At 46.2% G+C, this 21,976-nt stretch carries 10 protein-coding genes; 2 read left to right on the forward strand and 8 right to left on the reverse strand.

The annotated features are described in order from the left end of the window. Window positions 1-233: 233 nt before the first annotated feature. The 6 genes from ACGHVY_RS19780 to ACGHVY_RS19805 form a co-directional block, all read right to left on the reverse strand. Window positions 234-2,999, reverse strand: a complete 2,766-nt coding sequence (locus ACGHVY_RS19780) for a glycosyl hydrolase (RefSeq protein WP_390600990.1) — start codon at window positions 2,997-2,999, stop codon at window positions 234-236. Then, window positions 2,999-4,402 (reverse strand): glycoside hydrolase family 28 protein, encoded by a 1,404-nt coding sequence (locus ACGHVY_RS19785; RefSeq protein WP_390600920.1) that lies wholly within the window; start codon window positions 4,400-4,402, stop codon window positions 2,999-3,001. Before ACGHVY_RS19785 ends, ACGHVY_RS19780 begins: the two co-directional genes overlap by 1 nt. Then, window positions 4,399-4,974, reverse strand: a complete 576-nt coding sequence (locus ACGHVY_RS19790) for a DUF4450 domain-containing protein (protein ID WP_390600922.1) — start codon at window positions 4,972-4,974, stop codon at window positions 4,399-4,401. Before ACGHVY_RS19790 ends, ACGHVY_RS19785 begins: the two co-directional genes overlap by 4 nt. Next, on the reverse strand, window positions 4,925-6,448 hold the full coding sequence (locus tag ACGHVY_RS19795) for a glycoside hydrolase family 28 protein (protein WP_390600924.1): 1,524 nt from the start codon (window positions 6,446-6,448) through the stop codon (window positions 4,925-4,927). The genes ACGHVY_RS19790 and ACGHVY_RS19795 overlap by 50 nt, the downstream gene beginning before the upstream one ends. A gap of 21 nt (window positions 6,449-6,469) precedes the next feature. After that, the gene (locus ACGHVY_RS19800) at window positions 6,470-7,714 is read right to left on the reverse strand and encodes a rhamnogalacturonan acetylesterase (protein WP_390600926.1); all 1,245 of its coding nucleotides are present in this window, start codon (window positions 7,712-7,714) and stop codon (window positions 6,470-6,472) included. 134 nt (window positions 7,715-7,848) lie between these two features. Further along, entirely contained in the window at window positions 7,849-10,725 is a 2,877-nt protein-coding gene (locus ACGHVY_RS19805; protein WP_390600928.1) for a sugar-binding domain-containing protein, read from the reverse strand. Between the two features lie 242 nt (window positions 10,726-10,967). Here ACGHVY_RS19805 and ACGHVY_RS19810 point away from each other — a divergent pair, with 242 nt between their 5' ends. Together ACGHVY_RS19810 and ACGHVY_RS19815 are read left to right on the forward strand one after the other, a co-directional pair. After that, the gene (locus tag ACGHVY_RS19810; protein ID WP_390600931.1) at window positions 10,968-13,373 is read left to right on the forward strand and encodes a family 43 glycosylhydrolase; all 2,406 of its coding nucleotides are present in this window, start codon (window positions 10,968-10,970) and stop codon (window positions 13,371-13,373) included. 150 nt (window positions 13,374-13,523) lie between these two features. After that, window positions 13,524-15,614 (forward strand): beta-galactosidase, encoded by a 2,091-nt coding sequence (locus ACGHVY_RS19815; RefSeq protein WP_390600933.1) that lies wholly within the window; start codon window positions 13,524-13,526, stop codon window positions 15,612-15,614. 935 nt (window positions 15,615-16,549) lie between these two features. Here the strand turns inward: ACGHVY_RS19815 and ACGHVY_RS19820 are convergent. Next, on the reverse strand, window positions 16,550-18,628 hold the full coding sequence (locus tag ACGHVY_RS19820) for a RagB/SusD family nutrient uptake outer membrane protein (protein ID WP_390600935.1): 2,079 nt from the start codon (window positions 18,626-18,628) through the stop codon (window positions 16,550-16,552). Window positions 18,629-18,652: 24 nt separating this feature from the next. Then, on the reverse strand, window positions 18,653-21,784 hold the full coding sequence (locus tag ACGHVY_RS19825; protein ID WP_390600937.1) for a SusC/RagA family TonB-linked outer membrane protein: 3,132 nt from the start codon (window positions 21,782-21,784) through the stop codon (window positions 18,653-18,655). Window positions 21,785-21,976 lie beyond the last annotated feature (192 nt).

Here is a 21,976-nt window from a genome sequence, read left to right on the forward strand (position 1 = left end):
TTTCTCATTACGATGAGAATGTTTTCTCATAGGCATAAAAAAGTTAGAGAATATAGATGACCGTAAGTTGCTGTTTATTATAGGGTTTGAAAAGAACTATACACTGTTTTGCATGAGAATTAAAGAAGCAAACTGCAACTTGATTTTATAAAATAAGCCCCTTTTCCACGAAATTCGGAAAAGGGGCTTGTTTTTTGGATTAAGAAGCTGAGAAATCAAATAAAGATAAACACTTACTTCTGCATAAAATCTACCGGAATCAACCGCACTTCACTATTCAAGCCGGAAGGCAAGGGACTCCAATGCCCGTAATTAGCCGGGCGATAGTTTAAATCGACAATATTGATTTCTTTGAACTTGCGCCACTGCACTCCCTGTCTGTCCAGCTCTGCTATTCGGTTTGCAGGAAGGTTCGTGACTTCTATTTCGATGTGGTTTTTCCCGGATTTCAGCAGATGACCTACTCTCAACTGATAAGGCACTGCCCATACACAACCCGCTTCCTGTCCGTTGATGCGGACACGGGCACTTTCGCGTACATCGCCCAAGTCAAGTATCCAATCGTCAGCTTTCAAGGCAGGCAGTTTTATATCCAATGAATACACTCCGGTTCCCATATTGATTTTGGCTGCCGGATGATTGATGTTTGTCCATGAACACGGGCGGTCTATATCGAATGCACCCTGAATTTCCGGTTTGTTTTCGGCAAAGTGTAGTTTCCAGCCATGGTCAAGGCTGAGGCTGAAAGGTTGTTCCTTTATATATCTCCACGGTTTGGACGCTTTTAAAGGCTGTTGATAAGTTTGCAGGATAACCGATTCGCCGGATTTCAGTTGTAGATAAACTTGTGTCTTGCCGTCTGCCTGACGGATAAGTGCTTCTCCACATTCCCCGGTCATAGGGTTGAAGAGGGCGGCTGCGGTTGCATTCGTTCCTAAGGTAATCCAGCCATCCACTCCTTTGTCTTGCAGGGAAGAGATGAAATAATGATGTCCCGTGTCATTAACTCTTCGGATAGTTTGCAGGCCGAATTTTGTTTTCATTTCCTCGCAAGGAATATGGCAACTGGCCAATGTGCGCGCATAATCCGTTCCTGTGATAATCTTTCCCTTTCCAACCGGAGTGACAGTTGTTTCGGAGAAAGAGACAGACGGAAGTTGGCGGAGCGTACGTTGGTAACTCTTACGTTTCTGTTCCAGTCGGGCATATCCCGGTACATCCGTCGGATAGTTTTCTAGGAATACGATAGTAGCTCCCTGCTTGGCCAGTTCTAAAAGATGCGCCAGCACATCATCCGGCATCAGATGGGCGGCAGGCACTACCAATGCTTTGTAACCCGTTCCGCCCGAAGTAACCAACTGCCCGTCCTTGAAACGGGTGCTGCGGATGAAGTTGTCGGAGATATAATCCCCGTCATATCCGCTGTTGTTGATACGGTGGATGGCGTCGATAAATTTGGGAGCCAGTTTATCCATGTGGTGGATGGTGAACAATAACAATCGTCCCGGTTGTTCGTTCCACATATCATATACCGGAAGATAAATCAGGAAATCATTATCCGGTCGTCCCATTTGCAGAAAGCTCTGGCAACGGGTGATATAATTAAAGAAAGAAGGAGCGTCACGCCAGATACTGTTCGTCGGATTCATATTGATAGACGCATAGAACAGCCAACCCGGCCATTCGGCTTCTTTCGGAGAGTAAGGCGTCCCATGAAAGAACATATGATTGACACCGGAAACAAACATCAAGTCCATATCCGGCTTGCATTGTGACAGGGAAGTGCGGAAATGCTCCGTCAGCCAAGTGAATGTTTCGGAAGAAGTATAGGTCTTACCTGCAATATGTGCGGCCGAAGAAGCATATTTCAACATAGACAAGTCCGAATCATTCTTCTTGGTCAGTGAATCCTGCCGCAATCCTTTGATATGGAACTGTGACAGTCCGAAGCCTTCACATTCGGGAATATCTACGGCTGCGTAAATATCAATCAGATTACCCGGTGAACCATGTGCCTGGTTGCGGGTGATGCTACCGTTTTTGTGTGCCCAGTCTGTCCATTGACAGGTGAAGTTTTCCAATAACAGGTCGGAAATCGTCTCCCGATAATCGGACAAGATGCGTCTGCTGACTTCGGGACGGCTTTCATCCAGAAATTCAGGGAAATGCTCTTCCAGTTTATATCCCCGTCTGCGGGCAAACTGTTCCAGGAAATCGTCTGTCCAGTCTGCTTGATACACCTCGTAAGAGTCGTTGAAGAATGTATGCGGATAGCTTGTCTTGCTACTCTTGAATGCACGGTCAAAGCGGGAAAGATAGTTCTTGACAGCTTTCTTTGACAGGTGGTTCATGACATATCCTTCCCCGCCCGGTGCTGCCCGTTTCACTTTCTGCCGTGTCTTTCCAACGTAGAGGGCTACCACTTTCCATTTGCCGGCAGGGGCTTTCCATTGCAACTTGTCTTTTTTTACATGAGAAGTCAGATTAAGACACTGGCCATTTTCATTATAAGCCATCACCCGGCTTAATACGGAATAAAGTTGTTGCTTAGGGTCAGTCACATTAATATCCTGTACAATCTCTTTGCCGCCCTCTATTTCGTAGGTTTGGAAGATTGCCTTGGTCGCTGCGTCTTCAATGCTGACTTCCGGCCCGCCAAAAGGCCATCCGGTACCGGTATTCATGTCGATTTCAACACCTGTGCGTTTACCTTCCGCCTGTGTATGCTTGAGCACTTCCATCCAGCGGGGAGAGAGGAACTGTATCTCGTTTGCGTCATTCCCTTGCACGCCGTAGATAGGTGTGATTTCCACCGCACCCATGCCGGCACGTGCATATTCTTCCAGATTGTATGTCAGGTTCTTTTCGTCTACGGCACTTCCCAGCCACCACCATCGGGTGCCGGGACGCGCTTCTGCTGGAACGTTCGGCCACTGTTGCGCTTGTATGACTCCGCCTGTTGCAAGCAGGCAGAGGAATATCAATTGTTTCTTATTCATCATTCTTTCGGCGTATTATAATATTCTATCTTTTCTACATCATCGGTTACAAAGAGCGGTCGTCCGTCCGGCTGTTCAAAATGGAAGCGGATACCGTCGAAAGTTATGTTCCGTGCATGGCGGACGTAAAATCCTTTGGCGGGAATAGTGCCGAACATCCACGGTTCGGGATATACTTTCTCCTGTTCGGGCGGAACACGTTTACCGTCTTCCGCGCTGTATCCACCTTTATAATATAGGTGAATATTACGGAGAGTGACATCCTCGATACAAGCACCCGGCACACCGCTGATAATGGAAGCATATCGGCTGTCGGCATTCCACACATTGATATCACTGATAAGGATACGTTTCATTGTGCCTACGGGCGTGCCTTCGGGACTACGCATACGTGCGCCCAGTCTTAGGAAAATAGGAGCATTGACAATATTCCTCATCGTGATATTACTGATAACAATATCTTCCAGACGTCCCCCGTCTACGGTTTCCAATGCCAGACCCCTGCAATGTTCAAAGATACAATTAGTGATGGCAATATTACGGAATCCGCCGCTGCTTTCAGTACCTAACTTGATGCGTCCGGTACGGTAACCATGGTCGGGAGCCTGCGGTTCGTCCAGTTGCCAGGTTCCGTCCATTACGCTTCCCTGGTCAAAACCGCTTACATAACAATCACTGATAGTCACATTCTCCGTATCCTGAAAACGTCCTAACCCGTAAGAGGCTTTCAGCACAATGGCATCGTCCCAGGGAGAATTTACCGTACATTGGCTGATACGCACATTCCGGCAGCAGTCAATATCGAATCCGTCGCGGTTGGTATCTACTTTCAGATTCAAGATAGTCAGATGGTCTACTCCGGTGGCGAGCAGGGCGAAATGTCCGCAGTGAAGCATGGACAAATCCTTGAGCGTCACATTCCGGCAATCTTTCAGGCTGATAGCCTTGTTGCCTACACCCGGCAGCCGGCTTTCTTCACGGGTCAAGCCTTTACCGTAGATAAGTCCGGAACCGCTGATGGTTATATTCTCCAGTCCGATTCCCCAAATCAAGGAATTCTTCCAATGGCTGTGACCGAAATCCTGGTACTTATTATGTTCATTCGCTTCAGCGATATCATATCCTTCCTCTTTCCCGGGAAAGGCGGCAACAATGCGTGCGCCTTGTTCCAGATAGAGGTGAATGTTGCTTTTCAGTCGGATAGAATAACAGGCATATTCTCCGGCAGGCAGGTAAACAGTACCGCCACCGGCTTGTGCGGCTGCTTCAATCGCGCTGTTGATGGCGGGGGAATCAATTGTTTTTCCATTCGCTTTGGCTCCGAAATCCTTCACGTTGTAGATGGCTGCATGGCTGTAGATGCAACCCACTAAGAGACTGAATAGTAAATATATCTTTTTCATTTTTTGTCGGTTTGGGCAAAAATATCCGGTAACATATAGTAGTTATAATCCGCCTTCTCATTCTGCTCATAGAAGCAGAAATAAATCCTGCTGCCGGGAACGAGCGGGCAACGTCCCGCCAGTACGGGGCGGTCGGTTCGTTTTCCCGATTCATAAAGCATCAGGGGAGTTTCGTCCTTGTGCCCGTTGCTCAGGCGGATATCGTCGGTAGGAGTGACCGCCTGTACAGTCCGTAATTTCATGCTTTCTCCGTAATAGCAGGTAAAAGCCTGTCCTTCCACACTAAACACATTCACGTCCGAATCCGGCCGGCAATCGCCGAAGCTCCAGAATAAAGCATCGGCCTTGGGAGAGGAAGCTACCTCTATTTCCAGTATAAATCCACGGGTATCGGGCAAGGCTTTCCATTGGAAAGTAATCCCCGGTGTCTTTTCCTTAGGTTGCAGCCAGTGGCTTTCGTTTCCTTTCGATATTCCCAGCTTGAAAGTACCGGCAGGCGGCGTCAGAGACTGTGCTTGCGCATCAATGAGCAAGATTCCCAGCAGTACGATGGTCAGGAGTTGTTTCAGCATAGTTGAATTTGATATTACTTTGTTCATTTTCCTTTAGTTCGATAGCGTCTTTCTCTGTTACGTCCAATGTAATCTCCGACAGGTTGAAATTCTTCGTATAGCAGATTTTACCCGGTTTCCTAGCCTGTGCTTCGATGGCGTAAAGATAGAAATTTTCCAGACGCAAAGAGTCGTTCCATCCCGAAGCAGAGATAAATTCGTCTACGTTCTCGGCTTTAATCCGCGATACATATACGTTGCGGAAGCGTGGGTATCCCTTTTCGGGGGGTACTACCGGAGTCAGCATAACTTTCCAGTGTTCCGGGATTTCCTGGCCTTCATACTCTTTGGGAAGAGTGCTGTAACTGTAACTGGGGTTCCAGTTCAAGTCTGCTGCCAGTACGTGGCGGACGTTTTCGGCTTTTACGTTAGTCATGTAAATGTTTTCGATTGTCCCACCGCGGTTCATGGCGCTTTTCAGACGGAGCACGGCGGAAGTGCCGGCAGCTTCGAGGTTATAGCCCAATACATTCCGGATACTGCCGGAAGTTTCGCTGCCGCAGGTGATAAGTCCGGCGCCCTTGCGGGCAATGCAATTGCGAATCACCACGTTCTCCGTAGGAAGATTCACCCGCAAACCGTCCGCGTCCCGTCCCGATTTGATACAGATATTGTCGTCGTTACAGTCTACATCGCAGTTCTCTATCAGAATGTTGCAGGAAGAATCTATGTCGATGCCGTCCGTGCTCGGGCCGTGACCGCCTATATTATTATTAATCGTCAGTCCGTCTATGGTGCAATAGTTGGAATAAAGAATCTGACATCCCCAAAAGCCGGTACGCATCAGGGTGAATCCTTTTAAGGTGACATCCGAACTGCGTTCCACAAGAATACCCCGCACACGTTTGCAGTCGTAATCTACAATCCAGCGCAACCCTTTCGTTTCGTATTCTTTGCGCATTTCCCAATATTTGTCCCAAAAGACTTTTCCCCGGCAGTCCAAAGTCCCTTCTCCGCTGACAGCGGCGTTCTTCTCGTTGACAATGTTTATTACTGCTGCCGGCCATGTCATCTCGATACCCGCAATTCGTGAGCGGAATTCGGGATAATGCTGGATATGGGGGCTGGCGAGTAGGGTGACGCCTTTGTCCAGTTGCAGGTTGACACCGCTTTTAATGAACAGTGCACCGGTCTGATAATATCCGGGCTGGAGAGTGACGGTTCCCCCGCCGGAGACGGCACAACTGTCGATTGCTTTCTGGATAGCTTCCGTGCTGAGCACTGTGCTGTCTGCTACTGCGCCAAAAGAATTGGCGGATAAAAGATGGTTGTTTCCGGGAGTTTGTCGGCTTCCTACGCTGTCCGCCCACGACAAATCCGGTTGCTGCGGAACCTGTCCCCATTCGAAGCTGTTGCTTCCTGCCTGTTTGGCTGGAGTACATGCTATAAAAAACGTGCCTGCTAGAAGTAGGGGAAAGATGCTTTTACTTTTCATATTGGTCAATATTGGGATTCTTTAATTTCCGTCCGGTTTCTCTATTTCTGTGAAAGGTGATTCGTTCCAGTGGAAAGTATTCACATCATCCGGGTGTGCCGGATTGTATGCCGGGTCGATTTTCAGATATTTCGCCAGTTCGGGAACGGCTTTCTTCATTCCTTCAATCACACATTGGGCTATCTGATAAGCCCCGTAAGGATTGAAGTGGGTGTTGTCGGCAAAATCCTTGGTCTGTCCCGGATAAGTGCCTGCCGGATAATGTACGAAAGCACGTTTGGACGTTTCGGGGCCGAGGGCTTCATAGAGCGTGCGGGTCATTTCGTTGAGGTCAATCAATGGCACGTTCTCCTTGGCGGCAAGCCAGCGCATGGCTTCCGGGTAGTCTTCGTGCGTGTCGCGGATATGTCCGGTTGCGTCAAAACTCCGGCGTTGGGTGGGAGTGACCAGTACGGGGTGTGCTCCACGTGCACGGGCTTCGTCAATGAATGTTTTCAGGCTGGTCATAAAAGAGTAATACGCTCCTTTGCCGGGCCCTTTCTGTTTCTGGTCGTTATGTCCGAACTCCATAAAGAGATAATCGCCTTTCTTCATTTGGCTTAATGCTTTTTTCAGGCGTCCTGCTCCGATAAAGGTATTGGCTGATTCGCCGGATTCCGCATAATTGGCAATGCAGACATCTGTTCCGAAGAAATGGGGAATCATCTGTCCCCAACTGGCCCACGGTTCGTTATCCTGGTCTACTACCGTACTGTTACCGCATAGAAAAACAGTGATAACCGATGGGTCGGCAGGTTCTATATTGATACTCTGGCATACGGGTGCATCACCGTTGAATTCCAGTGTCAATTTATCATCCCAGTTCAATTTGGTTTTCTCGCGTGGTTTGATGCGCACGGATTCTTTCTCGGAGATGCGGGGATTCCGCTTGTTGATGATAAACGTCTCGTCTATGAACTGGCCTTTCTTTGTCGGCAGATTCTCAACGAACAGGCGACGGGATTCTCCCCGTACAGTTGTCACTCCTGCCTGCTTCTTGCTTCCGAGACGTACCGTCACTTTATAGTTTCCGTCCGGTACGCGGACAGAGAAAAAGAAAGGCGCTTTATTTCCTTTTTCGGGGGTGGCGACGAGGTCGTATCCGTATCCCGTCTCCTCGCTATATCGTGGTGCGTCCGACAGTTGGTAGGTTCGGACTTCTTCTCCTTCTTGGGCATTGGCAGTTATCGTTGCCAGAAGTAGTAAGCCTATGATAGTAGTTTTCATTATAATATAAATTAATGTATATTGGTTTATTGGATAATATTAGGCACGGATTACACGGATTTCACGGTTTTCAGAATTATGCTTTACGTAAAGCAACAGCGTAATCCGTGTAATCCGTGCCTGATAATTTCCGTTTAGTTAATCTTCGGTTTCAGTTCGTCGGGCGAGTCTTTGGTGTAAGACTTCACATCTCCCGCTACTTTAGTAAACAGCGTTTGTATCTGCTCCGGTGTTATTACCGTTGACGGGCGGAAAGCATCCGAATTCATATAATCCAGGATTGCTTTGTGCATCTGCCGGGCAACGATTCTTTTTTCCGGTTGTGAAGTAATATCCATACTGGTCATCAGTAACTTTCCGTTCAATACCTTTGCCTCAAACAACATTCCTATTTTCCGACTGATAAACCACGTATCAATGCTCTGTATAGTCGGTTGGAACTCTGCCGGAAAATCGGTGAACTGCATCACCTGTGCTTTATTCAGCAGTTCCCACCATTGCAGGTTGCTGTGATATTCCGTCGGGAATTGGCGGAAAAGCGGATGATATTCGTTCACGAAGATACCCGTCGTGTGCGGCGGGCGCATCTTGAACCAGGAAGTGTTCCAGAATACCGGAGTAAAATATTGTTTGACTTCTTTGCCGTATTGAATCTTTCCGGCTGCCGTAATCAGAACGTTTCCACCTTCCTGCAATACTGATAAAGCCTTTGCATCCAGCGTATCTGTGGTATAAACATCACCTTGCGTCAATTCCACTTGCGCGGGATATACCCAAAAATCCCAGTCGTTCACGGCGTCACTGCCTTCGATGCGTATTTCCAGATTAAGTTTCTGCGGAGTAGTGACTTCTGCTAAATCCATATCTACACTACCCAAAGAACAGAGATTACCGATAGGTATATTGTGAGTACCTACACTTCCATGAGCATATACTTTCCCAAACTTATCCTTAATGATATAAACCGTTTTTGCTTCCTGCAAAGGAGCTGCCCCGAAATGAGACACTTCGATGTCGGCATGGAATGTTTCGTTATTGGCATATACAAATTTCGGGATACGCGCCAATGGCACAGTCGGACTGCAAAAACGTCTGAACTGTTCTGCGTTGATATATCCTTTTTCTTCAAAGAATACGTCCAACACACCGACCAATGCAGTTCCCTGACCGGAATAATCATTGAGAGCCAACAACTGGAATCCGGCATAATCGGGAGTGCGCAATGTCTTTTCAATCTCATGCTTGTAGCAGAGAGCCTGAAGTTTGCCCGAAGCCATCATAAAGTCATAACTTTGGCTTCCCATGTGGTTGTCATTCAGAATATCCCGGAAGATTTCAAAATTCTTCGCTTTGTTGACTCCGGTGTACTTGCGGATTTCATTGAAATTCGGGAATACGCACCATTGCCCCGTCTCATGCGAAACATACGGCTGTTTTACCGTATCTATCCTGGCGCGATAGTCCGACATACTTTCCGGGCGCGCACCTGCCCAACTCAATCCTCGTGCTCCGGCTTTCACATGAAATTCATTGTGAGGCTGCCACTGCCAGCTATTTCCTACGGAAGCTCCCGTATATACATGACGCGGGTCGGTCGCTTTCCAATAATCCACAAACTTGCTTACCCATGCCACCCAACGACCGGAAGGCTCATTGCCGCAGGCCAGCATACAATAAGAAGCATAATTCCCATATTCTTTCGTCAAAGCAATCGTTTCATCCATCAAGTACTTGTCAATCGGCTGTCCGTTGCCCAGCTTCGGCCCATGATTCGGCCAGCTCGGCCCTTCCGGTTGCAGGTAGAACCCTACAAGGTCGGCAGCGATAAAAGCGGCTTCCGGCGGACAGAAAGAGTGGAAACGCATATGGTTCAACCCGTAGCTGCGGCAAATGCGGAATACCCGTTCCCAGGAAGCTGCATCCATCGGCGCATAGCCCGTCAACGGGAAATCACAGTTTTCTACCGTGCCGCGAAGCATTGTCTTTCTGCCGTTCACGTAGAACCATTTTCCTTTTATCTTGAAGTCGCGCATACCGAACTGCACCTGCCTTGTATCCGTCTGTTTGCCGTTGCTCAACGTGGCTGTCAGTTTATAGAGTGCAGGGCTGAATTCATCCCATGTCAGGAAATCCTTTCCCATCGGAAGTTCCATCTCGACCGCATTGTCTCCCGGACGGATACTGAAACTTTGCTGTACGGGAGCAACTTTGTGCCGGATGTCCGTGTTGAAACTCTCGGCAGAAAGCATGATTTCTCCTTTGGCGGAAGAAGCGGACTGTACATTCATACGCACCAGCGCTTTCTGATTGCTCAAATCGGGATATACCTGAATGTTCTCAAAGTGTATTTTCGGTGTAGCTTGCAATTCGATTCGTCCGACGATACCGTTCCAGTTGCCTTGCGTCTGGTCGGTGATACTGTGGGAGTCGGGGCCTACGTTGATTTCCTTGATGCGGTTGTCAATGCGGATAGTAATCAGGCACGTCTTTCCGGGGGCGACTGCAGAAGTCAGGTCATAGACGTGAGGAACACAAAGGCTGTTCTGCATGCCGAGTTCCTTTTGGTTTACCCAAACGGTGGTTTCGATATGCGGACGTTCCAGGAAAAGGGAGATTCTTTCCCCTTTCCAGTTGGAAGGAATTGTAACTTTCTTTTGATACCAGGCTACGCCTACATAATGTTTGTCGGGAGTCAGGAAGAAGGGGAGTTTCACTTGTCCCTCTATCCTGTATTTTTCCATATATGGGTTGAAGTAGTAAGAACTGTCGTAGAGGCTTCCCGTCCATTGGGTGCGGGCGGTCACTTCATCCCCCTTTAGCTTTTCGGGCATGGAGCCGGGCAGGTTGATAGAGTCGTCGAGGGATTTTTTGAACCATTGTTCCCTGACGCCGATATCTTCCCGGTCTATCTGGAAGTTCCACTTGCCGGATAAGCTGAAAGAATGATTTTGCCCCACTGCGGTCAGTATAGCGGCAAATACGATAGCAATACTTACTAAAAGTCGTTTCATGATATATAGGATTGATATGTTTTTCATTTCTTCTGAAAATCTGCCGCTAAAGTAGGGCTTTTTAAAGGTTTGGTAAATAGAAAGATGTACAGATACATAGAATATTGTATCAAAATGGGCTTATCGGGTGGTTGGTGTACAAAACTACATGTATTTGAAATATTGTCCATGCCCTTTGTCTTTGAGGAGTTTGCGGGATGCCCTATATTTGCGAAGTAAACTTTTTAATCTTAAAAGGAACCATGAAAAAAGTATTTGTCTGGATAGCTCTCAGTCTTTGGTCGATAATGACAATCTTTGCCGGTGAGAAAGCCTATCTCTTTTCTTTTTTTATCAATGACAGTAAGGACGGACTGCATTTGGCATACAGTTACGACGGATTAAACTGGCTGCCCCTGAATGGCGGGCGCTCTTATCTGACACCCTCTGTCGGTAAAGATAAATTAATGCGTGACCCGAGCATTTGTCAGGCTCCGGACGGAACGTTCCATATGGTATGGACTTCCAGTTGGACAGACCGGATTATCGGATATGCCTCTTCCCGCGACCTGATTCACTGGAGTGAACAGCAAGCCATTCCGGTGATGATGCATGAGCCGGAAGCCCATAATTGTTGGGCGCCCGAACTGTTCTATGACGAACCTTCGCAGACTTACTATATCTTTTGGGCTACCACCATCCCCGGCCGTCACAAAGAAGTGCCGACCAGCGAAAGCGAGAAGGGACTGAATCATCGCATTTATTATGTGACGACAAAAGACTTCCGTACTTTCTCAAAGACAAAGATGTTCTTCAATCCTGATTTCAGCGTAATTGACGCTGCCATTGTGAAAGACCCGAAGCATGAAGACCTGATAATGGTAGTGAAGAACGAAAATTCCAATCCGCCGGAAAAGAATCTGCGTGTTACACGCACGAAGAAGATAGCGAAAGGATTCCCTACCAAAGTATCTGCACCCATTACAGGAAAATACTGGGCGGAAGGCCCGGCTCCTCTTTTTGTAGGCGATACACTCTATGTCTATTTCGATAAATACCGTGACCACCGTTATGGCGCTGTCCGTTCGCTGGATTACGGCGAGACGTGGGAAGATGTTTCCGAACAGGTTTCCTTTCCCCGGGGTATCCGCCACGGAACAGCTTTTGCGGTCGATATTTCCGTAGTGGAAGCGCTGAAAGCCAACCGCAACTACAACCCTTTGATTCCCGATAATGTGGCAGACCCTTCCGTAGCCAAGTTCGGTGATACATATTATCTGTATGGAACGACCGATTTGGATTACGGTCTGAACCGTGCCGGAACACCTGTCGTATGGAAATCGAAGGACTTTGTGAACTGGAGCTTTGAAGGTTCCCATATTAGCGGATTCGACTGGTCGAAGGAATATGAATATACGAATGATAAAGGTGAAAAGAAGAAAGGGTATTTCCGTTACTGGGCTCCCGGAAGAGTGATTGAACAGGACGGCAAATATTATCTGTACACTACATTCGTGAAGCCGGACGAGAAAATGGGAACATATGTGCTCGTGGCAGACCGTCCGGACGGGCCTTTCCGTTTTGCCGACGGTAAGGGGCTTTTTGCTCCCGGTAAGGGGCTCTTGGCTGACAGTAAGGGACTCTTAGCTTCCGCCGGAGAAGGCGGTATCGACAGCCCGGCTCTCATTGATGATATTGACGGAGAACCTTTTATTGACGATGATGGTACAGGATATATTTACTGGCGTCGCCGGAACGCGGCACGCCTTTCCGCGGACAGGCTTCATTTGGAAGGTGAACCGGTGACATTGAAAACACCCCGTCAGGGATATTCCGAAGGCCCTGTTCTGTTCAAGCGCAAAGGCATCTATTATTATATTTATACGTTGAGCGGACATCAGAATTATGCAAATGCCTATATGATGAGCCGTGAATCCCCTCTTACCGGCTTCGTAAAGCCGGAAGGCAACGACATCTTTTTATTTTCTTCTCCCGAGAACCAGGTATGGGGACCGGGACACGGCAATGTGTTCTATGACGAGGGAACGGATGAATATATCTTCCTCTATCTTGAATATGGGGACGGCGGAACTACCCGCCAGGTGTACGCCAACCGCATGGAGTTTAATGACGACGGAACGATTAAGACTTTAATCCCCGATATCCGTGGTGTCGGCTACCTGACAACTCCGCAAGAGGCACGGAAGAACCTCGCCTTGCAGGCTCATTTCTATGCTTCCAGCGAGAAAGCTCCCCGAACTTCCGTTGTCAATATCGAAACCCGGCCCAACCAACCTTTGCCGGATAAAGGCTCGGTGAAAAGCTATACGCGTACACATACTTATCAAGCTGCATCTGTAGCTGACGAATCAAATGGAACCCGCTGGATGGCTGCCGATACGGACAGCAGTCCCTATATCACGGCGGACTTGAAAGAAATCCGCAACATCAGTGAATGTCAGTTCTACTTTACCCGCCCCACCGAAGGACATACGTGGAGACTGGAGAAATCAATGGACGGAAAGCATTGGCAGACGTGTGCCGAACAAGGAAAAGTACAGGTACGCTCTCCTCATATAGCTGACGGCATTGGCAAATCCCGTTATCTTCGCCTTCATATCCGCAGGGGAGATGCCGGATTATGGGAATGGAAAATCTATGAGAAATGATGATTTTTAGGCACGGATTACACGGATTACGCTGTTGCAATATGCACACATATTTAGGAAAAACCGTGAAATCCGTGTAATCCGTGCCTAATTCTCCATTTATAAAACTAATATTGAACTAATAATCACACCGATAACCTCATCGAATTTATGAAATATATGATAAAAAGTAAAATGCTGGCAGCTTTTTGTGCCGCCTGCCTGCTGACCCTTTCAGCCACAGCACAGACCTCTTCCTGGTTTAATGACAAGGACTTGACATTGACAGGTGTCTATTATTATCCCGAACACTGGAATGAAAGCCAATGGGAGCGTGACTTTAAGAAAATGCATGAACTGGGATTTGAGTTTACCCATTTTGCCGAGTTTGCCTGGGCGCAACTGGAACCCGAAGAGGGGCGTTACGACTTTGCCTGGCTCGACAGAGCCGTAGCTTTAGCTGCCAAATATGATTTGAAAGTAATCATGTGTACTTCTACCGCCACACCGCCTGTATGGATGAGCCGGAAATATCCCGAAATCCTGCTGAAGAACGAAGACGGCACTATCCTCGACCACGGCGCCCGCCAGCACGCATCATTTGCTTCCCCCCTGTATAGGGAACTATCTTATAAAATGATAGAGAAACTGGCACAGCATTATGGAAATGACTCCCGTATTATCGGCTGGCAACTCGATAACGAGCCTGCCGTACAATTCGACTATAACCTGAAAGCGGAACTTGCCTTCCGCGATTTCCTTCGTGCCAAATACCACAATAACATACAGCAATTGAACGATGCATGGGGAACGGCTTTTTGGAGCGAAGCCTATTCGTCTTTTGATGAAATAACCCTTCCCAAGCGTGTACAGATGTTTATGAATCATCATCAAATCCTGGACTACCGTCGTTTTGCGGCAACACAGACCAATGATTTCCTGAATGAACAATGCCTGCTAATCAAGAAATACGCCAAGAACCAATGGGTAACTACCAACTATATACCGAACTATGACGAAGGGCATATCGGCGGCAGCCCTTCCCTTGACTTTCAGAGTTACACCCGCTATATGGTATATGGAGATAATGAAGGTATCGGCCGTCGGGGGTATCGTGTCGGCAATCCGTTGCGTATCGCGTGGGCAAATGATTTCTTCCGTCCGATACAGGGAACTTACGGCGTAATGGAACTTCAGCCGGGACAGGTAAACTGGGGCAGCATCAATCCCCAACCGCTTCCGGGAGCAGTCCGCCTGTGGATGTGGAGTGTCTTTGCCGGTGGAAGTGATTTTATCTGCACCTACCGTTATCGTCAGCCTCTCTACGGCACAGAGCAATATCATTACGGGATAGTAGGTACGGACGGAGTGACCGTAACTCCCGGCGGGAGAGAATATGAAACCTTTATAAAAGAGATTCGCGAACTCCGCAAGCACTATTCTCCCCGCGAAACGAAACCCGCCGCATACACCGCACGTCGTACGGCTATTCTTTTCAACCATGAAAACTTCTGGAGCATCGAACGCCAGAAACAGAACCGCACATGGGATACTTTTGCACACATCGAAAAGTATTACCGTACTTTAAAATCCTTCGGAGCACCTGTCGATTTTATCTCAGAAGCCAAGAATCTGTCGGATTACCCGATTGTCATCGCTCCGGCTTATCAATTAGCTGATAAAGAACTGGTAGATAAATGGATTGCTTATGTGAAGAATGGCGGAAATCTCGTCCTGACCTGTCGCACTGCACAGAAAGACCGTTACGGCCGTCTGCCGGAAGCCCCTTTCGGCTCTATGATTACCCCGCTGACAGGAAACGAAATGAATTTCTATGACTTGCTTCTTCCCGAAGACCCCAGCACTGTTATCATGAACGGAAAGGAGTATTCCTGGAATACCTGGGGAGAAATCCTGAATCCCCCGGCCGATGCACAAGTATGGGCGACATATACCAATGAATTTTACGAAGGAAGTCCTGCGGTGACTTTCCGTAAATTGGGAAAAGGAACGATTACTTATGTCGGAGTGGATAGCCACAACGGTGCATTGGAAAAAGACCTGTTGAAGAAACTATATGCACAACTCGATATTCCGGTAATGGATTTGCCTTATGGCGTAACCCTTGAATACCGCAATGGCTTTGGAATTGTTCTGAACTATTCAGACCAGCCTTATACTTTCGACTTGCCAAAAGGTAGCAAAGTATTGATAGGAACCCCGGAAATTCCTACGGCGGGCGTTTTGGTTTTTTCAATATGAATATAGAATAACATATAATTCTTATCTTTGAATAGTTTTTTCCATGCGGGGATGAATCAAAGCAGTACTGAAGTAAGCCGAGCCATGTACTTGACTTACTCAAGTCTCCTATATCATTTCATTGAGTGTAGTACTTGCTACAGTCAAGTTTCCTACTTGTTACAGCTAAATCTCCTACCAAATATAAAAAGTAAAAAACCGCCTTCAGCTTTCAGTTCTTCAAAAAAGTCCCTTTTCATCGGCGTTTTTGGCTGAAGTCACCCCTGAATGCAAAAGTGTATAACTTTACCTTCTTTTTGCTATAATTACTTTCAACAGAGGCTCTGTTGTAACAAAACGAAGCCTCTGTTTCACTCAAATAGAGCCTTTGTTTCATCAAGACAGAGGCTCTGTTTTGTCCAGCCCACGTGCCGATAATTTCCAGCCCACAGGTAAGCAGCCCTCAGCCCACGTGCCACCCACTTTTGCCCGGGTGATGAATCTATATATCCCGCGTGGTGGGCATATAGATCCAGTACGGTGAGTATATATACCTACCACGGTGAATATATAGATCTACCGTCAAGTCTGAAAAAGCTGAATGCGCTGAAAGCACTCCCCCCTGGCTACAACCTATTCTCGCAGGGGATGTTTTTTTTCGCTTTCAGCCGCTATCACCTTCTGCCAAGGCGTTTGCGAATAAAACTGAAACGGCTGAAACCGGATTATTGCATAAAAATTCAGTAAGAGAGTTTTGGCTAGTTTAGATACAGATAATTGAAGATTTGATTCTATTTTGTAGGATGCTATTGCTTTTATTAGAAATCAACAAAAGTGTTTATTAGTAATACAAACTATTGTTGATTACAAATAAAAAGAATTGCCACTTATATTTCTTGAATAAGCCTTTATATTCAAGAAGCATAAGTGGCAATATCGACAATATCTATTTAAGATTAATATCCAGGATTCTGCATTGCTTTCTTTTCATCGTTAGTCAAGGCAGAGCCGCTTGCATTTGTAATACCGTCTAAGAATGCCTGTGGGATTGGGCGATAATAATGTTTGCTTGGATTGAATTCGCCAATCCCCCGGGTAGCACCGTCGTTGAATTTATGCCAGCGGGTATCCAATGATTTGGTACGGGCCAAGTCTTCCCAACGTTGTAATTCACCGCAAAGTTCGCGGGTACGTTCGTTTAATAAGAAACACATCATCTTTTCTGCATTGGACGTACAGCCTAATTCATTATAAATAGGAGTGTCAACTGTAGAATTATAAACGTCTGCTACGCTATTCAGTTTCATTGCTGATTTGGTTGAAGCCGTAGTCTCTGCATCTTCCATATTATTGGATTCATAGTATGTGTTTTTGTCCCAATAAATAGCACCTTCGTCAGAGTGACCGCCACCTTTTCCTGAACAGTAAGGATTGTTTTTATAGGCTTGTCCGCCGTCTACATTCTTGCTGCGGTCTTCTTTGTCAGCATAGCCGGCACGGTCGCGTAACTTATTAATCCACTCGATAGCTTTATCATAACTAGCTTCACCTTTGCGGATATAAGCCTCGGCAACCATTAACACATCATCAGCCGAACGGGCAATGATAGCGTCGCGAGTACCAAATTGTGAAGCGATAGAAACACGGTAACCGTCACGGAATTTAGACAAAGCGACCGAACGCTTGTGCGGGATAATATTGTAATAGTTGCCGGTCTTTTCATTTAGGTTCCAGCTATGGGATTGTCCTTTGAAATAACGTACATATGTATATGTGTTACACATCTTTCCGTCTTTCAATACTGTATATGCCGGAGCGTTAGGATATTCTTCATATCGGTTGTCACCCGGATTGTTGACGATGTATTTTATACCTAGCTCACCGCCTTTGAAACGTTTTTCACCCTTGTTGACACCTGCCGGAGCATAAGGCATATCTTCTTCTGTCCATTCCGGGGCACTTTTTGTTTCGTTGGCTCCGTAACAAGTGATGAATGATTTCCAGAAACGGGAGTCGTTGACACGGTCGAACACTTGCATGGTATATTCTGTAGCACTGACATACGAGAACTCACGTCCGCCGGAAATGTCACGCTTACAACCACTGAGGTCTTGATATACAGACGGATAATAAAGATGCATTTGGTTTCCATAACGTCCCCATGTTGATTCGTCATTGGAGAATTGGGCAGCCAGAATTACTTCGCTGACTTTTTCGTTTGCGCCGTTCGGCTGCTGGTAATCCCATAATTCCACATAGTCCTTACACAGTGGATGTGCGTCTACCACTTCTGAACCATACTGGATAACTGCGTCCAAATCGGAAGATACATAATTCCCGTTCCAACCGCTATATAATTCGGAAGCACGGAACAGATGTGCTTTTGCCAGGAAATGGGCGGCTGCGTATTTATTGATACGTCCGACAGATTCTCCTTGTTCCGGCAGCAATCGGTATGCTTCTCCAAAGTCGGATATTACCTGAGTGTATATTTCCTCTTCCGAGTTGCGGGTGAAGTAAGTTTCCGCACTTGTAGAAGGTTCCAGTTTCAAGGGTACACCGCCGAATTGTTTCACCAGTTCGAAATAGGCATAAGCTCTGAGGAAATAGGCTTCTCCCAAACGGGTGTTATAGGTAGGCGAACTTGTATTGTAATACTGCGGCAAGTTCTGGAGAAGTATATTGGCCGGTTCAACCAATCCGTAATAGTTATCCCATATCGGTTGGTTAGCAGCATTTTCTGAAGAATTCAAGTCCTGGCTGTAATGATTCCATGCCGGTATCACATTGTTGGCATCGGTAAATTCGTCCACTCCCATGTTATAACATTGGATTCCCCAGATATAATTGAATTTGAATTTCAACTTTTGATAAGCTCCGGTTACTAACTCGTCAAGACCTTCCTGTGTCTTGAAACGGTCGGTGCTATATTGGGTCTTTAATTCTTCGTCAAGGAATGATTCGCTGCACGAAGTGAACGAACCGCCCATAACGCTGGTTAGTATAGCTGCGAATAATAATTTATTTATTTTCATAATGTTCTTACTTTTAATTGTTTATTAGAATCCGATATTGACACCAATGACAAAACTCTTTAAAGTAGTGGGTGAACCGAACGTTTTGGTATTGTTGTCATAGTTCACTAAATCGGTATCCAGAAAATCACATGCCTTATAGATATTGAATGGATTCATTGCCTGAACATATAATTTCAGGTTATTGATACCCAGTTTGCCCAATTGTTTCGGAGTAAAGTTGTAACCTAATGAAATGTTACGCACTTTGATATACGAACCGTCCTGGTAATTCATGGCACTGTTGTAAGTGTCTGCCCCTTCACCGTTAGAGCCCGGTGAGTAGTATCTTGCATTTTCATTTGTTCCTGCTACCCAGTAATCAACCTTGCGTTGCATATAACGGCCGTCAAGTGTGACAGCACCTTGGGGTACGGTGAATCCCCAGCGTGACAGAATGAAGAAAGATAATTCAAAGTTCTTGTAATTGAAAGTGTTGCTCCAACCGCCTGTCCAGCGAGGGCGTACATGACCTACAACCTTTTTATCGTCATTAGCATCTATCTTATCGTCATTATTCAAATTTTTCACTTTGATTTGTCCCGGCTTACGTCCGTACTTGGCTGCTTCTTCAGCCTCTTCCGTTTTCCATATGCCGTCATATACCCAGTCATAGTAAACACCGATTTCTTCTCCTACAAACCATTTGTTGTTTACATCTTCCGTTCTGCCGTTAGATAGCTGGTCAATCCGGTTTCTATCCATAGACCATGTCAGGGTTGTACTCCATGAGAAATCTTTAAGTTGTACCGGGATTGCGTTTATTTGCAGGTCAATACCCCAACCGGATGTCTTACCTACATTCGAATAAGTGGAAACGTAACCGGTCAATGAAGGAATGGTCATTTCCAACAGCAAATCGTTCGTCTTGGTCTTGTATGCGTCAATGCTACCGCTAAGACGGTTGTTAAAGAAGCCATAATCAACACCGACATTGTATTGGGTCGTTCTTTCCCAGCCTAAAGTCGGGTTCGCCATTTTAGCCGGTGTTTTCTGTGATGGATCCGAAGGCACATAACCTAATGAAGAATCATTTTGTCCCCAGTTGTAATATAGGCCGGTGATTGCTCCTTTGGTAGCATAGGCTTTGATAGCTGCATTACCTGTGACACCGACACCTACACGGAGTTTCAACTGATTAAGCCAACTGACATCTTTCAGGAAATCTTCCTGGTCCATTCTCCATGCAAGGGCAGCAGAAGGGAAGCTCGCCCATTTGTGTCCTTCGGCCAATTGCGAAGCACCGTCCCAACGCATAGATGCTGTTAATAAGTATTTGTCTTTATAACCATAGTTCAGACGAATCATATAAGATGCCATTTGAGTCTCTGTCAGACCCGTACCGAAAGAATTCAGTGTACCGGCAGAGCCCATATTATACCACAGTTCATCTGCCGACGCAACATTGGTAGCTCTCATATCTCCCATTTCGTAATGGTAAGCCGATGCGGATTGCATCAATGTCAACCCTAGATTATGCTGGCCTAATGTCTTGTTGTAATAGATCAGGTTGTCTAATGTCCATGCACGTTTCTGTTCGTTTTTATATTGTGCGCCGTTGTTTCCATCGCCATTGATACCGTCGGCTGCGTTGGCAATTCCCAATGTATAGAACTGGAATTCAGGACCGAACTGGATACGGTAGGACAAGCCTTCCAACGGTTTCCATATTTTGCCGAAGTCAATTTGTGAGTACATGCTGGCTGATGCACGGAAGGTACGACGCTGATTGGTGTTATAATCCAGTTCGCGAATAGGATTGATGATATTGACATCACCATTCGGATAGCGGATGTATTCATTGTTTTCATCATAAGGCATTGTCCATGGAATCATGCTTCTCAATGCGCTGTAGAAATCACCGGAACCGGTTACGGATTTAGAGAAGCTATAACCGTAGTCTTGGGTAGAGTAGGAAGCGTTAATGGAAGTTCCCATTTTGAACCACTCCACCGGGTTTGAGTCAAATGAAGTCTTTAAGGTATAACGTTCATAAGCCTGGCCGGGTTGTGTACCTTTCTGATCCATATAGCCGAATGAAGCATACCCTTGGAATTTATCCGAACCGCCGGATGCGCTTAATGTATGTTCATGGGTAATTCCGGTTTGTTTGCCGTGGGAAGCCCAGTCGTAAGAACCTACTTTTGAAGGGTCGTAATTACCGTTTGACCATGCCTGTTCGATATTTTTCCAGGAAGCGGCTACACTGCCGAAGGCTGCTTTGTCAGCTTCGTAGGTCGGAGTAGCGGATGCATAGGAACCTGCATTGTATTTAGCTATACGGGCATAGTCCAGCCATTCGGATGCAGACATCATTTCTGTTACGTCATGCAATGTCTCAAAAGTAACAGTACCGGAATAGTTCAAAGTTACTTTCCCTTGTTTCCCTTTTTTAGTAGTGACAAGAATTACACCGTTTGCACCACGCGAACCATAGATAGCCGTAGCCGAAGCATCTTTCAGAATATCAATAGCTTCAATATCGGAAGGGTTGATATTTTCAATACCGCCGTTTTGGATAACCATGCCGTCAACAACATACAACGGCCCTTGTTCGGCATTGATAGAGCGTTGTCCGCGAATATTGATATTTCCTACTTCACCGGGGCGTTGACTGGAAGTGATATCCACACCTGCTGTTTTTCCTTGCATTCCTTCCAAGGCATTCTTGACAGGCATTGCTTTCAGTTCTTTTTCACCGACTCGTGCCATGGCACCGGTTACATCGCTTTTTTTCTGAACGCCATATCCCACAACTACTACTTCATCCAACGTTTCCGAATCTTCTTGAAGCGTAATCTTGAAATTGGTATTTCCTGCGACAGAAATTTCTTGTTTCTTATATCCTATATAAGTAACTGTTATCGTACCTTTAGCCGGTACATTAGAGAGAGTAAATTTACCATTCAAATCTGTTATCGTACCATTTGTAGTGCCATTGACCAATACACTGGCACCAATGACCGGTTCTCCTGTAAAGTCAATAACTGTACCTGTGACCGTTTTATTCTGGGCATAGGCTCCAACTATTAAAAGGGAGAACAAAGTGAAGAAAAATAGCCGTCGGATAGTATCCTTACAGGCGTACAGGTGGTTACCTTTTTTGTTGCTTTTCATACTTTAATTATTAAGTTATAATTTATTGATTTGCAAATCCTTTCTTGTTTATTTTCTTTCTGTCTTTTTTTGAAGACTTCCGATTTTTTCTCTTTGTTTTTAAGATGAAAAGTCCTTGAAATGTAGGACTTTGGAGAAGTTTTATGACATAATGATGTATTGGATATCTATATATTTACATTGTGTATAAAT

It is taken from the genome of Bacteroides sp. f07, from assembly GCF_042854785.1.
In the GTDB taxonomy this organism is placed as follows: Bacteria; Bacteroidota; Bacteroidia; order Bacteroidales; family Bacteroidaceae; genus Bacteroides.

Coding starts and splice junctions, on each gene's coding strand:
- ACGHVY_RS19795 (WP_390600924.1), bottom strand. CDS start 6,448: ATGAAAAGTAAAAGCATCTTTCCCCTACTTCTAGCAGGCACGTTTTTT.
- ACGHVY_RS19800 (WP_390600926.1), bottom strand. CDS start 7,714: ATGAAAACTACTATCATAGGCTTACTACTTCTGGCAACGATAACTGCC.
- ACGHVY_RS19815 (WP_390600933.1), top strand. CDS start 13,524: ATGAAATATATGATAAAAAGTAAAATGCTGGCAGCTTTTTGTGCCGCC.
- ACGHVY_RS19805 (WP_390600928.1), bottom strand. CDS start 10,725: ATGAAACGACTTTTAGTAAGTATTGCTATCGTATTTGCCGCTATACTG.
- ACGHVY_RS19810 (WP_390600931.1), top strand. CDS start 10,968: ATGAAAAAAGTATTTGTCTGGATAGCTCTCAGTCTTTGGTCGATAATG.
- ACGHVY_RS19790 (WP_390600922.1), bottom strand. CDS start 4,974: ATGCTGAAACAACTCCTGACCATCGTACTGCTGGGAATCTTGCTCATT.
- ACGHVY_RS19825 (WP_390600937.1), bottom strand. CDS start 21,784: ATGAAAAGCAACAAAAAAGGTAACCACCTGTACGCCTGTAAGGATACT.
- ACGHVY_RS19785 (WP_390600920.1), bottom strand. CDS start 4,402: ATGAAAAAGATATATTTACTATTCAGTCTCTTAGTGGGTTGCATCTAC.
- ACGHVY_RS19820 (WP_390600935.1), bottom strand. CDS start 18,628: ATGAAAATAAATAAATTATTATTCGCAGCTATACTAACCAGCGTTATG.
- ACGHVY_RS19780 (WP_390600990.1), bottom strand. CDS start 2,999: ATGAATAAGAAACAATTGATATTCCTCTGCCTGCTTGCAACAGGCGGA.